Annotated in this window: 20 protein-coding genes; 8 read left to right on the forward strand and 12 right to left on the reverse strand. The window is 65.1% G+C overall.

The genetic code is table 11. The features are described from left to right. Positions 1-132: 132 nt before the first annotated feature. From ACRECX_RS12650 to ACRECX_RS12665, 4 genes are read right to left on the reverse strand one after another with little or no spacing between them, the layout of a single operon-like run. Positions 133-750: a sarcosine oxidase subunit gamma gene (locus ACRECX_RS12650; protein WP_431559196.1), complete on the reverse strand. Its 618-nt coding sequence runs from the start codon at positions 748-750 to the stop codon at positions 133-135. Continuing rightward, positions 743-3,727, reverse strand: coding sequence for a sarcosine oxidase subunit alpha family protein (locus ACRECX_RS12655; RefSeq protein ID WP_431559197.1), 2,985 nt, complete (start codon positions 3,725-3,727; stop codon positions 743-745). Before ACRECX_RS12655 ends, ACRECX_RS12650 begins: the two co-directional genes overlap by 8 nt. Positions 3,728-3,729: 2 nt before the next feature. Beyond that, positions 3,730-3,993: a sarcosine oxidase subunit delta gene (locus tag ACRECX_RS12660; RefSeq protein ID WP_431559198.1), complete on the reverse strand. Its 264-nt coding sequence runs from the start codon at positions 3,991-3,993 to the stop codon at positions 3,730-3,732. Between the two features lie 9 nt (positions 3,994-4,002). After that, positions 4,003-5,253, reverse strand: a complete 1,251-nt coding sequence (locus tag ACRECX_RS12665) for a sarcosine oxidase subunit beta family protein (RefSeq protein ID WP_431559245.1) — start codon at positions 5,251-5,253, stop codon at positions 4,003-4,005. A 68-nt stretch (positions 5,254-5,321) separates the two neighbouring features. On the opposite strand from ACRECX_RS12665, the gene ACRECX_RS12670 reads away from it, so the two are divergent. From ACRECX_RS12670 to glnT, 6 genes are all read left to right on the forward strand, one after another. Beyond that, positions 5,322-6,269 carry a GlxA family transcriptional regulator gene (locus ACRECX_RS12670; RefSeq protein WP_431559199.1) on the forward strand — a complete coding sequence of 316 codons (948 nt, stop codon included), beginning with the start codon at positions 5,322-5,324 and terminating at the stop codon, positions 6,267-6,269. An 85-nt stretch (positions 6,270-6,354) separates the two neighbouring features. Next, on the forward strand, positions 6,355-7,074 hold the full coding sequence (locus ACRECX_RS12675) for a helix-turn-helix domain-containing protein (RefSeq protein ID WP_431559200.1): 720 nt from the start codon (positions 6,355-6,357) through the stop codon (positions 7,072-7,074). Between the two features lie 94 nt (positions 7,075-7,168). Beyond that, entirely contained in the window at positions 7,169-8,059 is an 891-nt protein-coding gene (locus ACRECX_RS12680) for a class II glutamine amidotransferase (RefSeq protein ID WP_431559201.1), read from the forward strand. 2 nt (positions 8,060-8,061) lie between these two features. After that, positions 8,062-8,751 carry a protein glxC gene (locus ACRECX_RS12685; RefSeq protein WP_431559202.1) on the forward strand — a complete coding sequence of 230 codons (690 nt, stop codon included), beginning with the start codon at positions 8,062-8,064 and terminating at the stop codon, positions 8,749-8,751. Beyond that, positions 8,751-10,079: an FMN-binding glutamate synthase family protein gene (locus ACRECX_RS12690; RefSeq protein WP_431559203.1), complete on the forward strand. Its 1,329-nt coding sequence runs from the start codon at positions 8,751-8,753 to the stop codon at positions 10,077-10,079. The genes ACRECX_RS12685 and ACRECX_RS12690 overlap by 1 nt, the downstream gene beginning before the upstream one ends. Before the next feature lie 39 nt (positions 10,080-10,118). Further along, a complete protein-coding gene (glnT, locus tag ACRECX_RS12695; RefSeq protein WP_431559204.1) occupies positions 10,119-11,423 on the forward strand; it encodes a type III glutamate--ammonia ligase in 1,305 nt (434 codons plus the stop codon). A gap of 111 nt (positions 11,424-11,534) precedes the next feature. Here the strand turns inward: glnT and ACRECX_RS12700 are convergent, their stop codons facing one another. Together ACRECX_RS12700 and ACRECX_RS12705 are read right to left on the reverse strand one after the other, a co-directional pair. Then, the gene (locus ACRECX_RS12700) at positions 11,535-11,747 is read right to left on the reverse strand and encodes a hypothetical protein (protein WP_431559205.1); all 213 of its coding nucleotides are present in this window, start codon (positions 11,745-11,747) and stop codon (positions 11,535-11,537) included. Between the two features lie 32 nt (positions 11,748-11,779). After that, positions 11,780-13,147, reverse strand: a complete 1,368-nt coding sequence (locus ACRECX_RS12705; protein WP_431559206.1) for an ammonium transporter — start codon at positions 13,145-13,147, stop codon at positions 11,780-11,782. Between the two features lie 342 nt (positions 13,148-13,489). Between ACRECX_RS12705 and ACRECX_RS12710 the strand changes: the two genes are divergently transcribed. Beyond that, positions 13,490-14,071 carry a hypothetical protein gene (locus ACRECX_RS12710; RefSeq protein WP_431559207.1) on the forward strand — a complete coding sequence of 194 codons (582 nt, stop codon included), beginning with the start codon at positions 13,490-13,492 and terminating at the stop codon, positions 14,069-14,071. On the opposite strand, the gene ACRECX_RS12715 is transcribed toward ACRECX_RS12710, so the two are convergent. From ACRECX_RS12715 to ACRECX_RS12740, 6 genes are read right to left on the reverse strand one after another with little or no spacing between them, the layout of a single operon-like run. Continuing rightward, positions 14,068-14,499 carry a hypothetical protein gene (locus ACRECX_RS12715; RefSeq protein WP_431559208.1) on the reverse strand — a complete coding sequence of 144 codons (432 nt, stop codon included), beginning with the start codon at positions 14,497-14,499 and terminating at the stop codon, positions 14,068-14,070. The genes ACRECX_RS12710 and ACRECX_RS12715 overlap by 4 nt on opposite strands. A gap of 12 nt (positions 14,500-14,511) precedes the next feature. After that, entirely contained in the window at positions 14,512-15,891 is a 1,380-nt protein-coding gene (locus ACRECX_RS12720) for an FMN-binding glutamate synthase family protein (RefSeq protein WP_431559209.1), read from the reverse strand. A 19-nt stretch (positions 15,892-15,910) separates the two neighbouring features. After that, complete coding sequence (locus ACRECX_RS12725) at positions 15,911-16,783, reverse strand: hypothetical protein (protein WP_431559210.1); 873 nt, start codon at positions 16,781-16,783, stop codon at positions 15,911-15,913. Further along, positions 16,771-17,772, reverse strand: coding sequence for a hypothetical protein (locus ACRECX_RS12730; protein ID WP_431559211.1), 1,002 nt, complete (start codon positions 17,770-17,772; stop codon positions 16,771-16,773). Before ACRECX_RS12730 ends, ACRECX_RS12725 begins: the two co-directional genes overlap by 13 nt. Further along, positions 17,736-19,238: a glutamine synthetase family protein gene (locus ACRECX_RS12735; RefSeq protein WP_431559212.1), complete on the reverse strand. Its 1,503-nt coding sequence runs from the start codon at positions 19,236-19,238 to the stop codon at positions 17,736-17,738. Before ACRECX_RS12735 ends, ACRECX_RS12730 begins: the two co-directional genes overlap by 37 nt. 18 nt (positions 19,239-19,256) lie before the next feature. Beyond that, positions 19,257-20,603 (reverse strand): NAD(P)/FAD-dependent oxidoreductase, encoded by a 1,347-nt coding sequence (locus ACRECX_RS12740; protein ID WP_431559213.1) that lies wholly within the window; start codon positions 20,601-20,603, stop codon positions 19,257-19,259. Between the two features lie 173 nt (positions 20,604-20,776). Here ACRECX_RS12740 and ACRECX_RS12745 point away from each other — a divergent pair, with 173 nt between their 5' ends. Beyond that, positions 20,777-21,523, forward strand: coding sequence for a FadR/GntR family transcriptional regulator (locus ACRECX_RS12745; protein ID WP_431559214.1), 747 nt, complete (start codon positions 20,777-20,779; stop codon positions 21,521-21,523). Positions 21,524-21,623 lie beyond the last annotated feature (100 nt).

Raw genomic sequence — 21,623 nt, forward strand, 5'->3', positions numbered from 1 at the left:
AGACCGGCGCCGCTCAGGAACTTCCTGCTAATGGCCCGTCGCAAAACTTGCGGGCCTGCTACCAAACGCGGCAGGGTCGTAAAGGTTGCGCGTTGCCCGATGAACTGGGCATGAGGAGATGCGGCGCTGTGGTTAAGTCGAGTTGCGCGACGCGACTTGGTAACCGAATTCCGCCGCTGACGATGTGAGCCAGCGCCAGAAGCTCGGCGCGACACTGCGGAAGATGGCGATGTCATAGCTTTGCGTGTCGTCCAGCTGCCAGATCTGCACGCCCATATGCGAGATGGTGCTGGTGGCGGCGCTACCGGGCGGAAAGGCGCGTGGGTCGAGGTCGATGGCGAGCCCCTTGGCGAGCACGTCGCGCGCGCGCGGCCCGCTTAATCCGATCACTGCTCTCCCGCCGCTCTGATCGGAGATCGATGCGAGGCCCGCGAGCTTCGCGGCAAGATCCTCGGCGAGGGTTTCGTTGCCAAGCGTTTCGGACACGGCGAGCCATTGGCCAGGGCCCGTGCCGATGAAGCTCACGTCCTTGCCTCGCGTCACGGTAGAGGTCAGCGGCAGCTCGACGCCATAGGCCTCGCGTACGCTCGCCTTCAAGCCGTCGTCCTGGCCTTTCCGGCAGGCGACGGTGGCGACGCCGAGGCCAACACGTTCGCCGATGACGACCCCCGGCTCGCCGTCGGTCCGACCGTAACGGCCGGGAAGTGCAAGCCCGTGCAGCGCGGACATGGCGGGAAGCGGGCTAGACACGGAGGCGCGCTCCTTCAGGATCGATGAAGCAGGGCGGGCAGACCTCGACCAGAACTTCGGTGTTCCGCAAAGGATCGCACGCTTTGACCACCTCGCCGTGGCGCTCTGGCCCGCGCGACAGCGTCGCCAGCGCGATCCAGCGGCCATGCTCGGGCGAATAGGCCATGGAGGTCACGTAGCCCTGATCGTTGGCGGCGACCGGGTCGGCGTCCTTCGGCACGAGATGCGCGCCGGCACGGACGCGGGCGCCCGCCTCGATGGGCCGCAAGCCGACCAGCGACGGGCGCGACGGCTCGTTCAGCGCGGCGCGCTCGCCCATGAACCGGCCGATGAAGTCCTTCTTCTTCGACACCATCCGGCCCATGCCGAGATCGTGCGCCGTGGTCTGGCCATTCAACTCGGGGCCCGCGGGGTGGCCCTTCTCGATGCGGAGCACGCCGAGCGGCTCGGTGCCGTAGGGCGCGATGCCATGCGGCGCCCCCGCTTCCATGATGGCGCGGATCATGGCGTCGCCGAAGCGCGCCGGCACGCCGATCTCGTAGGCAAGCTCGCCGGAGAAGGAGAGGCGATAAAGCCGCGCCGGAACGCCGCCGCACACGATGAACTCCCCGCAAGACATGTAGGGGAATGCTTCGTTGGAAATATCCTGCCCGGGGGCGAGCAGCGCTTCGATGACCTTGCGCGCGTTCGGGCCGGCGACGGCATATTGCGCCCATTGCTCGGTGACCGAGACGGTCTGCACGTCGAGCTCTGGCCACAGCACCTGCTGGCAGAACTCGAGGTGCTGCATCACCTTGACCGCGTTCACGGTGGTGGTGGTCATGAAATAGCGATCCTCGGCGAGGCGCGCGGTGGTGCCGTCGTCCATGGCGAAGCCGTCCTCGCGCAGCATGATGCCATAGCGGGCCTTGCCGACGGGCAAGGTCGAGAAGGTGTTGGCGTAGACGCGATCGAGGAAGACGCCCGCGTCCGGCCCCTGCACGTCGATCTTGCCCAAGGTCGACACGTCGCACACGCCGACCTTGGTCCGCACCGTCGCCACCTCGCGGTTCACCGCATCTTGCGGGCTCTCGCCCGGGCGCGGGTAATAGAGCGCGCGCATCCAGGCGCCGGTCTCGACGAACACTGCGCCCTGCTCGACCGCCCAGGCATGAGACGGCGCCAGGCGCGAGGGGCGGAAATCGGGCCCGACATGATGGCCGGCGAGCGCGGCGATGGCGACCGGCGTGTAAGGCGGGCGGAAGGTGGTGGTGCCCACGGCGCCGATATAGCGCCCGGTGAAATTGGCAAGCACCGCCGCGCCGTTGAGGTTCGAGGTCTTGCCCTGGTCGGTGGCCATGCCGAGGGTGGTGTAGCGCTTGACGTGCTCCGGAATGCGGAAGCCCTCGCGCGCGGCGAGCTTGACATCGGAGGCAGTGACGTCGTTCTGGAAATCGACGAAGGCCTTGCCGCGGCTCTCCTCCACCTGCCAGAGCGGGGTCGCCGGTGCGGGCGTCTCTGTAGGTACTGCGCGTGTCTTCCTCTTCTTCGGCGAGAAGCCGCAGGCTTTGGCGGCCTCGGCGCCGGCGACCTCTCCTCTCGCAAGGCACGCGTCGAGATCGAACTTGCCGGCCGCGGCGCCAGCCACGCTCATGCCGGGGGGGAGATCGCCGGGGACGAGCGCCGACAGCGCATGGTCCCAGACCGGTTTGCCGTTGAGGTGCGTGGTGAGATTAATGGCCGGGTTCCAGCCGCCCGACATGGCGAGAACGCTGCAATCGAGCTTCACGGTCGCGCCGCTCATGTCCCTGACGGCGACAGCCTTGATGCCGTGAGCACCGCGCACGCCGTCGATGACCGCGCCGGCGAAGTAGCGCGCCTTGGCCTCCTCAGCGGCCGCTTGCGCGGCCTTCGAGCCATCGCGGCGCGGATCGACAAGGGCCTTGACCTCAATGCCGGCGGCGCCGAGATCGGCGGCAGCGCGGAACGCATCGTCGTTGTCGGCGAAGATCACCGCGTGATGGCCGGGCGCGGCGCCAAAGCGGTTGACGTAAGCGCGCACGGCGCCGGCCAGCATCACGCCGGGGCGGTCGTTGTCGCCGAACAATAGAGGCCGCTCATGCGCGCCGGCGCACAGCACGGCGCGCTTCGCCACGATGCGCCACAGGCGCTGGCGCGGCTCGTGCGGCGGCGGTACCGGCACATGGTCGTTGACCCGCTCGAGCGCGGCATAGGTGCCGCCGTCATAGACGCCGAACACGGTGGTGCGGCGCATGATGCGGCAGTCGGGAAGGCTCTCAAGCTCGGCCTCGGCTGCCTTGGCCCACTCGGCGGCGGGCGTGCCGTCGACCTCGTCGCGCTCTGCGAGAAGCCGGCCGCCGAGGCGGAAGTCTTCCTCGCAGAGGATCACCCGTGCGCCGGCCCTGCCCGCAGCAAGCGCGGCGGAGAGGCCGGCGGCGCCGCCACCGATCGCCAGCACGTCGCAGAAGGCGTTCGCCTTCTCGTAATGGTCGGGATCGCGCCCGGAGGCGGTACGGCCGAGGCCGGCGGCGCGGCGGATCATCGGCTCGTAGACCTTCTCCCAGAAGGAGGGCGGCCACATGAAGGTCTTGTAGTAGAAGCCGGCGCCGAAGATCGGCGATGCGAGCTGATTGACGGCGAGGAGATCGTATTTCAGCGACGGCCAGCGGTTCTGGCTCGCGGCGTTGAGGCCCTCGTAGAGCTCGATCGTGGTGGCGCGGGTGTTGGGCTCGCGGCGCGCGCCGGTTCTGAGCTCGACCAGGGCATTGGGCTCCTCGGAGCCCGCGGTGAGGATGCCGCGCGGGCGATGATATTTGAACGAGCGGCCGACGAGCCTGATGCCATTGGCGAGCAGCGCCGAGGCGAGTGTGTCGCCGGGGTGGCCGGTGTAGCGCACGCCATCGAAATTGAAGCCGACGACCTTCTTGCGGTCGACGAGGCCCTTGTCGCGGAGCCGGTTCACTTGCGGGGGCGCCATGGTCAAGCCCCCTCGCGCGCGAACTCGACGGCGACGATCTCGTGGGTGCGCGTGTCGCGCGTCACAACGAGCCAGGAGTGACAGCCGGCACCGTGATACCAGTGCTCCTTGTGGAGGCCGGCGGGATTGTCGCGGAAATAGACGTAGTCGGCCCAGGCCTCCGCCGCCGACGCGTCGAGGCTTTCGGGCCGCGTCACCGTGGCGTCGCCGCGATAGGTGAACTCTTCAAGCGCGCGCTCGCCGCAATAGGGGCATTTGATCCGCATGCGTTTGCCTCAGTGCAGGTTCGGTTGCGCGCCCATGCCCTTCTCGTCGATGACGCGGCCTTGCGCGAAGCGATCGAGACGGTAGGCGGCGGCGTAAGGGTGGGCCTCGCCGGTGGCGATGAGATGGGCGAAGCACCAGCCGGCAGCGGGCGTCGCCTTGAAGCCGCCATAGCACCAGCCGGCGTTGAGATAGAGCCCGTCGATGGAGGTTGTGTCGATGATCGGCGAGCCGTCCATGGTCATGTCGAGGAGCCCGCCCCAGGAGCGCAGGATGCGCAGGCGGCCGATCACCGGCATCAGCGCCATGCCGCCCTCAGCGACGTCCTCGATGACCGGCAAATTGCCGCGCTGGGCGTAGGAGTTGTAGCCCTCGATGTCGCCGCCGAAGACGAGGCCGCCTTTGTCGGACTGGCTGACATAGAAATGCCCGGCGCCGAAGGTCATGACCACGTCGATGAACGGCTTGACGCCCTCGGTGACGAAGGCCTGCACGGCGTGGCTCTCGATGGGGAGGCGCAAGCCGGCCATCTGCGCGACCCGGGTCGAATTGCCGGCGACCGACAGCGCCACCTTCTTGGCGCCGATGAAGCCCTTCTCGGTCTCGACGCCCACGACGCGGCCGCCCTCGATGCGGAAGCCGGTGGCGGCGCAATTCTGGATGATATCGACGCCGCGAGAGTCGGCTGCGCGCGCATAACCCCAGGCGACGGCGTCGTGGCGCACGGTGCCGCCGCGCGCCTGGAACAGGCCGCCGCGCACGGGGAAGCGCGCATTGTCGAAATCGACGAAGGGCACGAGCGCCGTCACCTGCTCGCGATCGAGCAGCTCGGCATCGACCCCGTGGAGCCGCATGGCGTTGCCGCGCCGCGCATAGGCGTCGCGCTGGGGATCGGAGTGGAACACGTTGAGCACGCCGCGCTGGCTGACCATGGCATTGTAGTTGAGGTCCTGCTCGAGCCCCTCCCACAGCTTCATCGACCATTCGTAGAACGGTAGGTTGCCGGGAAGCAGGTAGTTGGAGCGGACGATGGTGGTGTTGCGCCCGACATTGCCGGAGCCGAGATAGGACTTCTCGATCACGGCGACGTTGGTGATGCCGTGCTGCTTGGCGAGGTAGTGCGCGGTGGCGAGGCCGTGGCCGCCGCCGCCGACGATGACCACGTCGTAGCGCGGCTTGGGCTCGGGCTCGCGCCACACCGGCTTCCAGTTGCGGTTGCCGGTGAGCGCGTTGGCGAGGAGACTTACGGCGGAATAGCGCATGGGGGCATTGTGCGCCGGATGTCCGTCATGGATTGACATTCCACGCCGCCTACTTGACATTTTGCGTCATGGAACATCCCCGGACCGTCGGCTTCCTGCTCGTGCCCGGCTTCGCGCTGATGTCCTACGCCGCGGCGATGGAGCCGCTGCGCGCCGCCAATCTCTTGTCAGGCAAGACGCTCTATCGCTGGTGGCACGCGGGGCCGACCGGCGAGCCGGTGACGGCCTCGAACGGGGTCGCCATCATTCCCGATTGCGGCACTGGCACCGAGCGCGCCGCCGACATGGTATTCGTGTGCGCCGGGGGAAATCCGGCGACCTTCAACGACAAGCGCAGCTTTGCGTGGCTCAGACGGCTTGCACGGAAGGGCACGACCATCGGCGGCATTTCCGGCGGACCTTATATCCTGGCGCGCGCAGGCCTGCTCGATGAGCGCCGCGCCACGCTCCACTGGGAGCATCTGCCGGCGTTCCGCGAAGCGTTCCCCGACGTCGCCGTGGTGCCGTCGCTATTCGAAATCGACGGCAACCGCATCACCTGCTCCGGCGGCATTTCGGCGCTCGACATGATGGTGGCGCTGATCGAGCGCGACCACGGGCGCCAGCTCGCCGCCGCGGTCGGCGACTGGTTCCTGCACACGCATATCCGCGAAGGCTTCGGACCGCAGCGCATGGATCTGCGTTACCGGCTCGGCGTCGCCGACGAGAAGCTGTTGCGGGTGCTCGGCGCCATGGAGATGAGCCTGGAAAGTCCACTGCCGCGGGCGACGCTGGCCCGCCAAGCCGGCATCTCACTCCGCCAGCTCGAGCGGCTGTTCCACCGCCATGTCGGGCACGGCATTCACCAGCATTACCGCTGGCTGAGGCTGGAGCGCGCGCGCCAGCTGTTGCGGGAGACGACGTTGCCGGTGCTCGACGTGGCGCTCGCCACCGGCTTTGCCTCATCGAGCCAGTTCGCGCGCGCCTATCGCACGGCGTTCGGCGAGCCGCCGAGCCGCACGCGGCTCAGCGCTTAGGCGGGGTTACTGGACCTCGGTAGGCCGGACGGATCGTGATAGGTTGCTTGCGCTTTCGGCGAAGATTTGCCCATAAGGAGGCTCGATGGCGACGACGCGGCTCACTTCCAAGGAACTTCGGGCGCGCGCCAAAGAACGGCAGCGCTCAACCGCGACGCGCGCCAAGCCGAACAAGGACGGCCGCGCGCCGCGGCCGGAGGTCTACGCCACCGGGTCCAACGCGCCGACCACCGGTGAGCTCAACCTCGAAATCTCCATCGGCCGGCGCGTGCGGCTCCTGCGCCAGCGCTTGCAGCTCACGGCGACCGAGCTTGCGGCAGAGGCGGGTCTCTCCCCCGGCATGTTGTCGAAGATCGAGAACGGCGGCACCTCGCCGTCGCTATCGACCTTGCGCGCGCTCGCCCGCGCCCTCAACGTGCCGATGACGAGCTTCTTCGCCGATTTCGAAGAGCGGCGCGATTGCTCCTACGTGGTCGCCGGGCAAGGCGTGTTGATCGAGCGCCGCGGCAGCAAGGCGGGTCACCGCTACGAGCTGCTCGGTCATTCGATCTCCGGCGATATCGTGGTGGAGCCGTATCTGATCACCTTGAGCGAGGACGCGGAACCCTACGCGCAGTTCCAGCATGACGGCGTGGAGTTCATCTACATGCTGTCGGGCAAGGTCATTTACCGGCACGCCGACAAGCTCTATCCGATGGCGCCGGGGGACGCGCTGTTCTTCGACGCGGGCGCGCCGCATGGGCCGGAAGAGCTGATCAAGCGGCCCATGACCTATCTCTCCATCATTATTTACCCCCGCCCCTAGATTTTCCCTATAGGAAACTTTATTTCACGTGGGTTGACGAGACCCACGGCGCCGTAGCATGGTGAACGGCGCCTGAACCGGAGTTTTTTCAGCCATGTGCGGCATCGTTGGACTGTTTCTCAAAGACCCTGCGCTCGAACCAGAGCTTGGGCGGCTGACCGCCGCCATGCTTGCCACCATGTCGGACCGCGGGCCCGACAGCGCGGGCTTCGCCGTCTATGGCGCCGGCGAGAGAGGCCAGACCAAGCTCACCTTGCGCGGGACTTCAGCCTCGGCCATCGAGGACACGGTGGCCGAGATCGAGGGCGCATTCCCCGGCGTGCGGGTCACCTTGCACGACACCCATGCAGTGATCGCCCTGCCGGACCAGGAGGTCGAGGCCCTGATCAAATGGCTCGAGCGCGAAGCGCCAGGGACCGAGATCGTCGGTCGCGGCAAGCGCATGGAGCTCTACAAGGAGGTGGGCCTGCCCACGACCGTGGCCGAGCGCTTCGACCTCGCCGCGATGCGCGGCACGCACGCCATCGGCCATACCCGCATGGCGACGGAGTCGGCCGTGACCACCGACGGCGCCCATCCCTACTCGACGGGCAAGGATCAGTGCCTCGTGCATAACGGCTCGCTGTCGAATCACAACAATCTGCGCAGGACGCTGAAGCGCGAGGGCCTCAAGTTCGAGACCGAGAACGACACGGAGGTGGCGGCCGGCTATCTCACCTGGCGCATGCGCGAGGGCCTGTCGCTCGGCGACGCGCTGAAGGTGAGCCTCGACGACCTCGACGGCTTCTACACCTTCGTGGTCGGCACCGAGAACGGCTTCGGCGTGCTGCGCGACGGCATCGCCTGCAAGCCGGCGGTGATGGCCGAGACCGACCAGTACGTGGCCTTCGGCTCCGAGTATCGCGTGCTCGCCGGCCTTCCCGGCATCGAGACGGCGCGCGTGTGGGAGCCGGAGCCCGCCACCGTCTATTTCTGGGAACGCTAGACATGCCCGAGATCGATCTCGGCGCCACGCCGCTCAGGGAGCTCAATGCGGCGCTGCACCGCCTCACGCCCGAGACCAATGAGAGCCACTGGATCATCGACAATCCAGCCGGCCGCCATGCGATCGCCGCGGGCCTCGACGTGCCGGTCACCGTCGAGGTCAACGGCCCCGTCGGCTATTACTGCGCCGGCATGAACAAGCTCGCCACGGTTCTCGTCCATGGCAGCGCCGGCGTCGGCGTGGCCGAAAACATGATGAGCGGCTTCGTGCATGTGTCCGGCGACGCCAGCCAGTCGGCCGGCGCGACGGGCCGCGGCGGGCTACTCCGCATCGACGGCAACGCTTCGTCGCGCTGCGGCATCTCCATGAAGGGCATCGACATCGTGGTGAGGGGCTCGGTCGGCCATATGAGCGCGTTCATGGCGCAGGCCGGCAACCTCGTCGTGTTCGGCGACGCCGGCGACTCGCTCGGCGATTCGATCTACGAGGCGCGCCTGTTCGTGCGCGGCAGCGTTAAAAGTCTCGGCGCCGACTGTATCGAGAAGGAGATGCGCGACGAGCACCGGCGCGCCGTCCATCACGTGCTATCTCGCGCGGGGTTCGACGGGGAGGTCGATCCGCGTGAGTTCAAGCGATACGGTTCGGCCCGGAAGCTCTACAATTTTAACGTCGATCATGCGGGGGACTATTGATGGACGCGACGCCACGAACCACGCCACGTTCATCCGCGACATTCGACGAATACAGCCTTTCGGAGATCAGACGCGCCGCGGCGAGCGGCATCTACGATATCCGCGGCGCCGGCGCGAAGCGGAGGTTGCCGCATTTCGACGATCTGCTGTTCCTCGGCGCCTCCGTGAGCCGCTATCCGCTGGAAGGCTATCGTGAGAAATGCGCCACGGACGTGTGGCTCGGCACGCGGTTCGCCGAGAAGCCGATCCATCTCAAGATTCCCATCACCATCGCCGGCATGAGCTTCGGCTCGCTGTCGGCGCAGGCCAAGGAAGCCTTGGGGCGCGGCGCTTCCAAGGTCGGCACGTCGACCACGACCGGCGACGGCGGCATGACCGAAGAGGAACGGCACCATTCGACCATCCTCGTCTACCAACTGCTCCCGTCGCGCTACGGCATGAACCCCGACGACCTCAGGCGCGCCGACGCGATCGAGATCGTGGTCGGCCAAGGCGCCAAGCCCGGCGGCGGCGGCATGCTGCTTGGGCAAAAGATTTCCGACCGGGTGGCCGAGATGCGCACGCTGCCCAAGGGCATCGACCAGCGCTCGGCCTGCCGTCATCCCGACTGGACCGGGCCGGACGACCTCGAGATCAAGATCGAGGAACTGCGCGAAATCACCGATTGGCAGAAGCCGATCTACATCAAGATCGGCGCGTCGCGGCCCTATTACGACACGGCGCTCGCGGTGAAGGCCGGCGCCGACGTCATCGTGCTCGACGGCATGCAAGGCGGCACGGCGGCGACGCAGGAAGTATTCATCGAGCATGTCGGGCTGCCCATTCTCGGCGCCATCCGCCCGGCGGTGCAGGCGCTGCAGGAGCTCGGCATGCATCGCAAGGTGCAGCTCATCGTCTCCGGCGGCATCAGGAACGGCGCCGACGTCGCCAAGGCGATCGCGCTCGGCGCCGACGCCGTGTCGATCGGCACGGCGGCGCTCGTGGCGCTCGGCGACAACGACCCGGCGCTCGAGGAGGAGTATCAGAAGCTCGGCACCACGGCCGGCTGCTACGACGACTGGCACGAGGGCCGCGATCCGGCCGGCATCACCACGCAGGACCCGGTGCTCGCCGCGCGGCTCGACCCGGTGCTCGCCGGACGGCGGCTCGCCAATTATCTCTCGGTGATGACGCTCGAGGCGCAGACCATCGCGCGCGCCTGCGGCAAGAGCCACGTGCTCAATCTCGAGCCGGAGGATCTCGTCGCGCTGACGGTGGAGGCGGCGGCGATGGCCCGCGTGCCGCTCGCCGGCACCGACTGGATTCCCGGGTCGAAGTCTGACGGATAGGGCGAGGCTTGGAAGGTAAGCTTAGCGAAGGGGAGCACCATGGCGGTTGATCTTGCAGTCGAGGCCCGCGAGCGCGGGATCAAGTATTTCCTGATTTCCTATGTCGACCTGTTCGGCACGCTCCGGGCCAAGCTTGCGCCGGCCGCCGCGATCCGCGACATGGCCAAGGAAGGCGCGGGCTTCGCCGGCTTCGCCAGCTGGCTCGACATGACCCCGGCCGATCCCGACGTGCTCGCCATCCCCGATCCCGACAGCCTGATCCAGATCCCCTGGAAGCCGGAAGTGGGCTGGCTCGCCGCCGATCCCTACATGGGCGGCAAGCTGGTCGGCCAGGCGCCACGAAACATCCTGAAGAAGGTGCTGAAGAGAGCCGAGGACGCCGGCTACACGCTGAAGACCGGGGTCGAATGCGAGTATTTTCTCGTCAGTCCCGACGGGTCGGAGATCAGCGATCCCGCCGATATCCAAGCCAAGCCCTGCTACGACCAGACGGCGCTGATGCGCCGCTACGACGTGATCAGTGAGATTTGCGATTCCATGCTCGAGCTCGGCTGGGGCCCCTACCAGAACGACCACGAGGACGCCAACGGCCAGTTCGAGATGAATTGGGCATTCGACGACGCGCTCAAGACGGCCGACCGCATGGCATTCTTCAAATACATGGTGAAGGCGATCGCCGAGAAGCATGGTTTGCGCGCGACGTTCATGCCGAAGCCGTTCGCCCATCTCACCGGCAACGGCTGCCACGTCCATGTGTCGCTGTGGAAGGGGAACAAGAACTTGTTCGACGACGGCAAGGATGCGTTGGGCCTGTCGAAGGAGGCCTACAACTTCATCGGCGGCCTGATGAACGCGGCGAGCGATATCTGCTCGATCACCAACCCGACGGTCAATTCCTATAAGCGCATCAACGCGCCGGTGACCTTGTCGGGCGCCACCTGGTCACCGAACACGGTGACCTATGCCGGCAACAACCGCACGCACATGATCCGCATCCCCGGCAGTGGCCGGTTCGAATTTCGTCTCGCCGATGGCGCGACCAACCCCTACCTCCTGCCGGCCGCCGTGCTCGCCGCCGGGCTCGACGGCCTCTCCAAGGGCACCGATCCTGGCAAGCCGCTTGACATCAACATGTACGCGGAAGGGCACAAGGCGCCCCCCGGCACCAAAAAGCTGCCGCTTAATTTGCTCGACGCGCTGCGGCTCACGGCGAAGTCGGAGCTGCTGCGGCGGGAGCTCGGCGACGAGTTCGTGGACTCCTACGTCAAGCTCAAGACGAAGGACTGGGACGAATATTCGCGCCAGCTGACTCCCTGGGAGCGGGCCACCACGCTCGACTGCTAGGCGGCCGCCCGGCCGTCGGGCTCACCATTCGCGATCCTGTGCGCCTGACCTGAAGCAAAAGAGGCGCCGGCTCAAACGCCGGCGCCCCTCTGGAGGGTCAGACTTTGAAGGTCAGACCGGATGATCGTCGAGAGCCTTCTTGATGGCCTCTTTGCTGCCGAATTTCTTGATGTCATCGGCGTAGTCGGCGTTCTCCTCGCGGATCTGCACGATATGCCAGAGGATCCAGAGCGCGATGGCCACGAGAACCATGATGACCTCGAGCCCCATCCAGGGATAGACCGGGCCGACATCGGCCAGATCAACTGCCCAAGTGTTACCCATTTTCATTCTCCTTCATGCGATCTCGTTAAGCCCTAGACCAGCGCCTTCTCGGCACGCCGGACGTCCTCACGCGCTTCCTCCTCCTCGTGCAGAGTCTTGAAGTCGAGACCCATGAGCTCAACCTCCCGCGGCACGCGCAGGAGCCCGGCGCCGTCGAGGATCTTGGAGACGATCCACGCTGGCACGAAGCCGAGGACGAAGAACATGATGAACGCACCGATCGTGTTGCCGAGCGGATTCACCTCGGCGTAGCCTTCATACGGTGAGGACGGATAGCCCCACAGTACGAAGCCGGCGACGATCAGGCCGATGATGCCGGCATAGCCGTGAACGGCCACGGCGCCGACCGCATCGTCGATCTTGAACTGGCGCTCCACCCAGTAGTGCAGCTTATAGATCAGCCAGGTGCCGAGGCCGCCGATGATGAAGGCCTGGATCGGATGGTAGAGGTCATTACCGGCCGATGCCGTGATGAGGCCGGCAAGTCCGCCCGAATAGGTCCAGAACGGATCGCCCTTGGAGACGATGTAGCCGACCATCAAGCCGCCCGACAGCGACATCAGGAAGTTGACCGTGATGGCGCCCAATGTCGTCGGCGTGAGATAGATGGTCGTCGCCGTCCAGGTGGTACCCGTGATCTCCCCCGCGATGGTCTCGGGCGAGATGATCGGCACGTTACACGCTGCGTAGAAGCCCCAGAAGCCGGTATAGATGAGGAACAACCCGATCGTCACCAGCCAGGGATTGTGCGGAACAAACACGCGCGGCGTACCGTCCGCCGCGAAGCGGCCGAGCCGTGGTCCGAGCACGACGAGCACGCCAAGCGCGGTGCCGCCGGCGATGGCATGGATGACGCCCGAAGCGTACGCGTCGTGATAGCCGAGCAGCTTCACCATCCAACCATCAAAGTGCCAACCCCAGGCCGCGTCGATGATCCAGGTCACCGACCCGATCATCACGGCGATGATCCAGAACGCGCCCGAGCGGATACGCTCGATCACCGCGCCGGAGACGATCGACGCCGCCGTCCATGAGAACAGCAGGAAGGCCGCCCAGAATACCCCGGTGATGCGGTCGCTGAGATTGGTCGCCATCTTCGGAGACCAAGGCGCGTATTGGTTGGCGCCGGTCGCCCCATCGAGAATGAGGCCCTTGCCCTCGTAGATGAACGGCCCGTTCGGGAATGCCCAATAGATCCACCAGCCGAAGAAGAAGAAGGTGATGGTGACCAAGGGGATCAGCATCGTGTTCTTCATCAGGGTGTGGAGATGATTGCGGCGCCGGCTGGCGCCGACCTCATACATGCAGAATCCCACATGGATGAGGAACATGATGACGACCGTCACCCAGTAGTAGAACTCGGTGAAGACCGTCGTTAGTGCGGTTAAGTTGTCGCCCATTAGATAACCCCCCTATTCTCAATGCCGGTGGGATGCAGCTCCCCGCGGCGCGATGGACGATTCAGCTACGTCGTCGCTTCCCTTCTTGCCAACGCGGGGACCCGAGGCCCTCGCGGCTATCGCCACAGCGTCCTTGCCGAAATTTCTCCCATCGTACCCGGATGCTAGGCGGTGCCCCTGGTGTCGTCAACCGACATGAAATCCGTTTTCCTCTAAGGAAATTTCTGGTCCAACTAACCCGTGCCGGGCGGCTTGAGGCCGCACCCCCGCGCCCGCAGCCCCTGAACCGGTTTTCGCGGCCCGAATTTGACGAACGGCCCCGCGACGGGGCAGTGAAAGGTGATGAGCAAGGCTGAACGCAAGAAACTCAGGGACAAATTCCTGCTCTGGCAATGCCGGCTTCGGCAGATCGCCATGCGCGAGGACGGTGGCCGCCCCGCTCCGGGCATGTGTCCGCGTGTTCTGGACGCTTCCGGCGCCGAGCTCGCGCCGCGGATTATCGTGCTCATCCTGCCCAAGGCGCCCGCGGAGAGCACCGCCTTCTTCCGCTTCCAGTTGATGAAGTCTCCCGACCCGCGGGAGCGCTACGAGAAGGCGCTGCACTATTTGCAGGCCGACTACTTCCAGGAGCCCGAGGGGTTCAGCGACGTGATGGTGGCGACCCTGTCGCACGACGCGCCGCTCGCCACGCAGATTCTCACCGCCAAGCGCTGCACTCTTGTCTTTGCGCAAGGGCGGCACGGCTATCGCGTGCCGTGCAAGGCCAAGGCGCTCAAGGAGGACGACGCGGCCCGCGAGGCCGCGATCTGGCATAACCGGGTGTTCAATCCTGCACTGCCCGATGCGGTGCATGTCGTTGCCTTTGAACCCGATTGGGCTTCGGCCCGTGCCGAGCACGGACGCGAAGAAACGATGTCTCCCTAGAACTTGCGATAGGCCTTGTTCAGCTCCTTGAGCGGGTGGTTGGGCGAGGTCTGGAAGCGGACCAGCAGCTCTCGCGCCAGCATGTCACGGTCTTGTTGGTTGTCCGGGAGCTTCATCGTCTTCGGAATGCGCACCCAGCCATTGATGTTGCGGTCGAAGATGGCGGGCTGGCCCGCCTCGTAGCCCATATGCACGTCCTCGAGCCAGTTGAGGTCGTCCCAGCCCATGAACTCCAAATAATCCTTCAGGAACGGAGTCAGCCGGTTGTAGTCGGGCAACAGATTGACGTCGTAACGATAGCCGATGTGCTGGCCGATCGCCTGCTCGCGCGCGGTGTCGAGGCCGGCGGCATCCTTGATGTACTTATCGACGTCGTCGCTGGCTTTCGGCTTTCGTGGGTCCTTGCCGTTCTTGCCGCTCTTCATCATCGTCTCGCTCCCTCACCCGAGCTTGTGATAGTTCTCGACGCCGATGGTGACGTCGGTGCCAGCGAGCGGCACTTGCGCCATGGCCGAGGCTTCCATGGTCAGCGCCGCGAGGTCTTCCGGCTCGAGGCTGTGGATGTCAGTCTTCCCGCAGGCGCGGGCCAGCATCTGCGCCTCCAAGGTCAGGGTATGCAGGAAGTTGTAGACGCGCTCCGCCGCCTCGTCGGGATCGAGGCGCTTCCGGAGCTCGGGGTCTTGCGTGGCGACGCCGACAGGACAGCGGCCCGTGTGGCAGTGATAGCAATAGCCTGCCGGCACGCCCATCTCCGCCTCGAAGTCGGACTCCGGGATTTCCTTGTTGCAGTTGAGCGCCATCAGTACCGAATGGCCGATGGCAATGGCGTCGGCGCCAAGGGCAAGCGCCTTGGCCACGTCGCCCCCGTTCCTGATGCCGCCGGCATAGACAAGGGTGATCTCGCCGCGCTTGCCGAGCTCGTCGATGGCGCGGCGCGCCTGGCGGATGGCGGCGATGCCGGGGACGCCGGTATCCTCCGTGGCGATATGCGGACCGGCGCCGGTGCCGCCCTCCATGCCGTCGATATAGATGGAATCAGGCCCGCACTTCACGGCCATGCGCACGTCGTCATAGACGCGGGCGGCGCCGAGCTTGAGCTGGATGGGGATCTCCCAGTTCGTCGCCTCGCGGACCTCCTCGATCTTGAGAGCGAGATCGTCGGGACCGAGCCAGTCGGGATGACGCGCCGGCGAGCGCTGGTCGATCCCGGCCGGGAGCGAGCGCATCTCGGCGACCTGGTCGGTGACCTTCTGGCCCATGAGATGGCCACCTAGGCCCACCTTGCAGCCCTGACCGATGAAGAACTCGCAGGCATCGGCGAGGCGCAGATGGTGCGGGTTGAAGCCGTACCGCGACTGGATGCACTGATAGAACCACTTGATGGAGTAGCGGCGCTCGTCGGGGATCATGCCGCCTTCGCCGGAGCAGGTGGCGGAGCCGGCCATGGTGGCGCCGCGGGCAAGCGCGATCTTGGCCTCATAGGACAGCGCGCCGAAGCTCATGCCGGTCACATAGACCGGGATGTCGAGCACCATGGGCCGCTTGGCCTTGGGGCCGATCACCGTCTTGGTGTCGCATTTCTCGCGATAGCCCTCGATGACGAAGCGGGTCAGGGTGCCCGGTAGGAAGGTGAGATCGTCCCAATGGGGAATCTTCTTGAACAGCGAGAAGCCGCGCATGCGGTAGCGGCCAAGCTCGGACTTCACATGGATGTCGTTGATGACATCCGGGGTGAAGATCCGGCTCTTGCCGAGGATGAAGCGGCTCGCCTCGGCCGGCGCCTTGATCCCGTTTCCGCCGTTCTTGGTCTTCTTTGCCATCAGCCCAGCCTCATCTCTCCTAGAGCACCATTTTCTTTTCGGTCGGCTCCAGATTGTCGTAGTTCCACAATTGCTTGCCGGCGACGATCTTGCGGAACGCGCCGATGCCGCCCTTGGGCATGACATCGTACATGCGGAGCTTGTTCTCGAGCCATTTGCGGTCGAGGTCGGTCACCTCGCCCCACACCGCATCGACGCCCAGGCTCTGCGGCTCGCCGGCGATGTAGATGGTGCCGTCATACATGGAGTCGCCGAGATTCTTGCCGGCGTTGCCGCAGATCACCATGCGCCCGCGCTGCATCATGAAGCCGGTGAAGGCGCCGGTGTTGCCGCCGACGATGATGTTGCCGCCCTTCATGTCGATGCCGGTGCGCGAGCCGACGTCGCCCTTGCAGACGAGGTCGCCACCTCTGATCGCCGCGCCGAACTGCGAGCCGGCGTTCTTCTCGATGAGGATGGTGCCGCTCATCATGTTCTCTGCGCAGGACCAGCCGACGCGGCCGGAGATGCGGACATTGGGGCCGTCGATTAGGCCGCAGCCGAAATAGCCGAGCGAGCCGTCGATGATGAGATTGAGCCGGTTGAGAATGCCGACGGCGAGCGAGTGCTTGGCGCCGGGGTTCTTGATGACGATGGTGCCGTAACCGTCGGCCATCAATTCGCGAATGCGGAGATTGACCTCCTTCGCCGGCATGTTTGAGGCGTCGATCTCGGCCCGCTTGTTGAAGTCGACGTCGAAGGCGTCCGGCAGCAGGAAGCCGTGATGCGCCTCATCGAGGTTGATGTCGAAAAACTTCTGGATCGAGCGACCTTTGAGCTGCTCGTTATGCAGCCCCATCTCGTAGGAGAGGCGCTCCTGCTCGGATGGGGCGGATCGCGTCAGCGCTGCCATACGCGCACCTCCTCGTCATAGGGGTCCGACGTGTCGATCTCTCGCGGCACGATGGCGCGGATGGCCACCTCCTCGGAGGCAAGCGCGACGAGATCGTCGCTTTCGTAGAGCACCATGGGCTTTGCCGCCATGGTGTCCTTGGCGAGCCCCAGCTCCTTGTCGGTGGCGACGAGGTAGGTGAACACGCCGTCGATCTCCTTGATCGAAGATTTCAGCGAATCCTCCAAGGTCGCGCCCTGCTCAAGATTGTTGGCGGTGTAGACGGCAAGCAGCTCGGAATCGCAGTTCGACATGAACCGGTGGCCAAGGCGCTCCATCTCACGGCGCATGATCCAGTAATTGGTGATCTGGCCGTTATGGACAACGGCGATGTCGTTGTAGGGATAGGCCCAATAAGGATGCGCCGAGCGGATGTCGACGTCGGACTCGGTCGCCATGCGAGTGTGGCCAATGCCGTGGGTACCCTTGAAGGCGGCGAGGCCGTATTGCTCGGCGACACGGCTCGCGTCACCGAGATCCTTGATCAGCTCGAGCGCGCTGCCGAAGGACAGGACCTCGGCGCCGTCGATCTGCTCGATATCGGCGGCGAGACGCTTGGTGTCGCCGGCATAGCGAAGCTGGTAGCGGAACGCGTAAGGTGTCGCCTCGTTGACCTTGATGGTCACGGCGCCGATCTCGGCGAGCTTCTCGTCGACTTGCGCCTGGCGTTCCCTGATCTTCGGGCGGATGTGGGGGTCCTTGGCGAAATCCTCCTGCTCGGCGAGCTTGAGGCGCATGACGTAGTAGTCCGGGGTCGAGACGCCATACATGGCGAACCCGGTCGAGTCCGGACCCCGATGCCTCAAGCTCTTGAGCATCGCCGTCATCTCCTGGCCGACGCTGGTGGCGCCGCCACGATGAATCACTCCGGCAATCCCGCACATATTGTTCGCTTCCTCCTTGGTGCCGCCGTTTACGGCAGGCAGTCGAGATAGGTCTTGAGGTCCCATTCGGTGACGGTGTGGTTGAAGCGCTCCCACTCGTCCCGCTTATACTCGTCGTAAAGGCGATACATCTCGCCGGGCATTGCCGCGCGAATGACGTCGTCCTTCTCGAGCGCGTTGAGGGCGTCGCCCAAGGTCATCGGCAGCTTCTTCACCTGCTTGCCGGCCTCCATGGCCTGATAGATGTTACGCTCTTCCGGCGCGCCGGGGTCGAGATTGTTCCTGAGGCCGTCGTCCATGGCCTTGAGCAGGGCTGCGGCCATGAGATGCGGGTTCACCATGGAGTCCACGGCGCGGTATTCGAAGCGGCCCGGGGCCGAGACGCGCAAGCCCGTGGTGCGGTTCTGGAAGCCCCAGTCGGAGAACACCGGCGCCCAGAAGCCCGTATCCCACAGGCGGCGGTAGGAGTTCACCGTCGAGCAGCCGATAGCGGTCAGCGCGCCGAGATGCTTGACGATGCCGCCGATGGCTTGGAGACCGAGCTTGCCGGGCAGCTGCACGTCGTCGGTGTCCGGCATGAAGGTATTGTCGCCGCCGCGGCGGTACATGTAATTCTGCGGCATGCCAGGCAGCCGGTCGGGATCGTTGCCGAGGGTCTTCACCTCTTCGTCGCCGCCACGCCACAGCGAAATGTTGTGGTGGCAGCCGTTGGCGGACACGCTCATGAACGGCTTGCACATGAAGCAGGCGATGATGCCGAACTCGCGCGCCACTTGGGCGCAAATCTGCCGGTAGGTGGCGAGCCGGTCGGCGGTGCGTAGCGCGTCGTCGTAGGTGAAGTTGAGCTCGAGCTGGCCGGGCGAATCCTCGTGGTCGCCCTGGATCATGTCGAGGCCCATCTCGCGGCAATAGTCGATGACGCGCAAGTAGACGGGCCGCAAGCTCTCGAACTGGTCGATATGGTAGCAGTAAGGATTGGAATAGCCGCCGTCAGGCTGGCCGCTGGCGTCCTTTTTGAGCCACATCATCTCCGGCTCGGTGCCGTGCCGAAGCTCGAGCCCGTGGTCCTGCTTGAACTGGTCGTGGATGCGGCGGAGATTGCCGCGCGCGTCCGCGGAGAGGAAGGCGCCCGGCTCTTTGCGCTCCTCGCGATTGCGGAACAAGGTGCACCAAAGTCGCGCCACTCGCCTGTCCCACGGGAGCTGCATGAAGGTCTCAGGCTCGGGAATGCCGACGAGCTCGGCCGCCTCGGGGCCGTAGCCGAGATAGTCTCCGTGCCGGTTGAGAAACAGGTTCATGGTGGCGCCGTAGACAAGCTGGAAGCCCTTCTTGGCCACGCTCTCCCAGTGGTCGGCCGGAATGCCCTTGCCCATGATGCGGCCGGTGACCGACACGAACTGCAAATAGAGATAGTCGATGCCGAGCTCGTCGATCTTGCGGCGGACCTCTTTGACCAGCTCCTGCCGCTGCGGATCGTCGACGAAGCGTTCGATGTCCATAGGTTTACTGTCAGCGGATGCGGCGTAGTTCATGTCATACCCCTTTTACTGTCAGCTCCATGGAAACGGGCTGTGGGAGGTCGGATGCAGCTCGCCCTTCTCGAACCGCGCGAAGCGGAACGGCTCGAGCAGCGCGCTCTTCTCTCCCATCAACTCTTGGGCCACGAGCTTGCCGACACCGATCATTTTGTACCCATGATTGGAATCCGCAATCATATAAACGTTCTCGCGGAAGGTATCGAAAACCGGGAAATTGTCGGGCGTGAAGCAGCCGAGACCGCCTGATTTCTCGTCTTTCCGGTAGTTGGGCATTTGGCCCTCGAAGCGCTTCTGGCAGTGGGCAAGCGCCGAGCACCACATGTCGATGAAATCCTCTCCGACGACAAAGTCGGGGGATTCAGGGCCATAGGGGTCGACAGCCACCCGGTCCGGGTCCTGGTCGATCTTGTAGGGAGAGGCTCCGCCCTGAATCCCCCCGAAATTGAAGTCCGGCTTGTAGTAGATGCCCCAGAGCTTGTCGGTGATCAGCCGCCCGTCGCGGTTCGAGTAGAGCGGCGCGTCGGTGTCCACGTGCAGCACCGGGGGGAAGCGGCCGTCATTGGTCCGATGGAGGTTGGGGTCGACGCCGAGCGTGCCCTCTTCGAGGCACCAGAATTTCCACATCGGCACGTTGGGATGCACCTTGCCGGTCAGGTCCTTGACAGTGATCGCCTTCGGCAGTTCGAGCAGGTTCCAGATCCTGTTCACCCAGGGGCCGACGCCGACCACCACGGTCTCGCAGGCGATGTGGCCCTGATTGGTATTGAGCCCGGTGATGGCGCCCGAGTTCGAGCCAAACTCGAAGTCGAGCACCTCGACGGCAGGCAGGATGCGCACGCCTTCGGCCTCGGCCTTGGCGGCCAGCCCCAGCATGCTCGCCATGTTGTTGGCGTAGCCGCCGCGCTTCTCGTGCAGCACCGAGGTGATGCCTTGTGCCTGCCAATCGTCGAACAGGCCCTTCATGTATTTGGCGGAGTCCTCGGCGCCCTCGACAAACACCGACTCGTAGCCGATGGCCTTTTGCTGCTCGTAGATGGAGGCGACGTCCCGCTGCATGCATTCGGGGCTGATCTGCATGTAGCCGACGGGATGATAGGCGTAGGCCTTGGGGTCGCTCTCCCAGACCTCGACGGAGTGGGCCATGAGTTCGCGCATGGCCGGCTGGAAATAGTTGTTGCGGACGACGCCGCAGGCGATGCCCGATGCGCCGGCACCCACCGCCGTCTTATCCACAACTATGATGTCCGCGCCGGAGCCCCGCCCGCTCGCCCGGAGCATTTGTGCAAGGTGGTAGGCGGTGCTTAGGCCGTGAACACCGGCGCCGATGATGGCGTATTTGGCAGCATGAGGGATTGTCATTTGGGACCCATTTGGTATAGGGAATTGGTCCCAAAGTGGTCCGCAATGGTAGACTTTTGCGGTGGAATCGTGGACATTGGCCCTTACCCAGTCTCAACCGAGGCCATTAAGAGCAAATTGCGGACCGATTGTAAACCAATTTCTCCAATCGGGCCCAAAGTGGGCTCACATCGATGAGCGAAACCTTGACGCAGCAGCAACGCAACGACGCAGCCGACTCCGTTCTGGCAGCTCTGGAGAAGCCGAGCCGGGGCGTCGGCGCGATCTCCGCCTATCTCCAGCGCGCCATCGAGACCGGCGCCTACAGCGAAGGCGAACGGCTGCCGCCTGAGCGGCAGCTTGCCGCGACGTTCAAGGCGGCGCGGAGCACCGTGCGGCGCGCGCTCGACCAACTGGAAAAGGCGGGGCTGGTGTCGCGGCGCCTTGGCAGCGGGACCTTCGTCGGCTCGACCTTGGCGGCCGGGCAGCGCAGCGCCGACCTCGCCGATCAGGTTAGCCCGCTGCAACTCATCGAGGCGCGGCTCGCGGTCGAGCCCTTCACCACCAGGCTCGCGGTGCTGCACGCCACGCGGCGAACCTTGGACGAGATGGAATCGGTGCTGGCGCATGCGGAAGCCTCGACCAACGACAAGGACACTTTCTCCAAGTGGGACGGCGAGTTTCATCTGCTCATCGCCCGCGCCTCGGCCAATCCGCTCCTGCTCAACATCTATCGTCAGATCAATCACGTGCGGCTGCACGCGCAATGGGACGCGATGAAGGAGAAAATCCTGACCCCCGACGTGATTGCCGACTACAACCGGCAGCATCGCGGCATCTTCACCGCGCTGCATGTGCGCGACGCGCAGCTCGCCCAGACCCTGATCACCGAGCACCTGGAAAAGGCGCGCGACGATCTCGTCAAGGCGAACAGCCCCTAGGCTTGAGGCTGCGACTTTATCTGCGGGAAAAAATATTTAACGGCGCAAGCGGCTGGGCTAGCATCCTCACGCAGTGAAGGCTGTCAGTATCCGGGTGCCG

The sequence above is a fragment of the Methyloceanibacter sp. genome, assembly GCF_050726195.1.
Taxonomy (GTDB): Bacteria; Pseudomonadota; Alphaproteobacteria; order Rhizobiales; family Methyloligellaceae; genus Methyloceanibacter.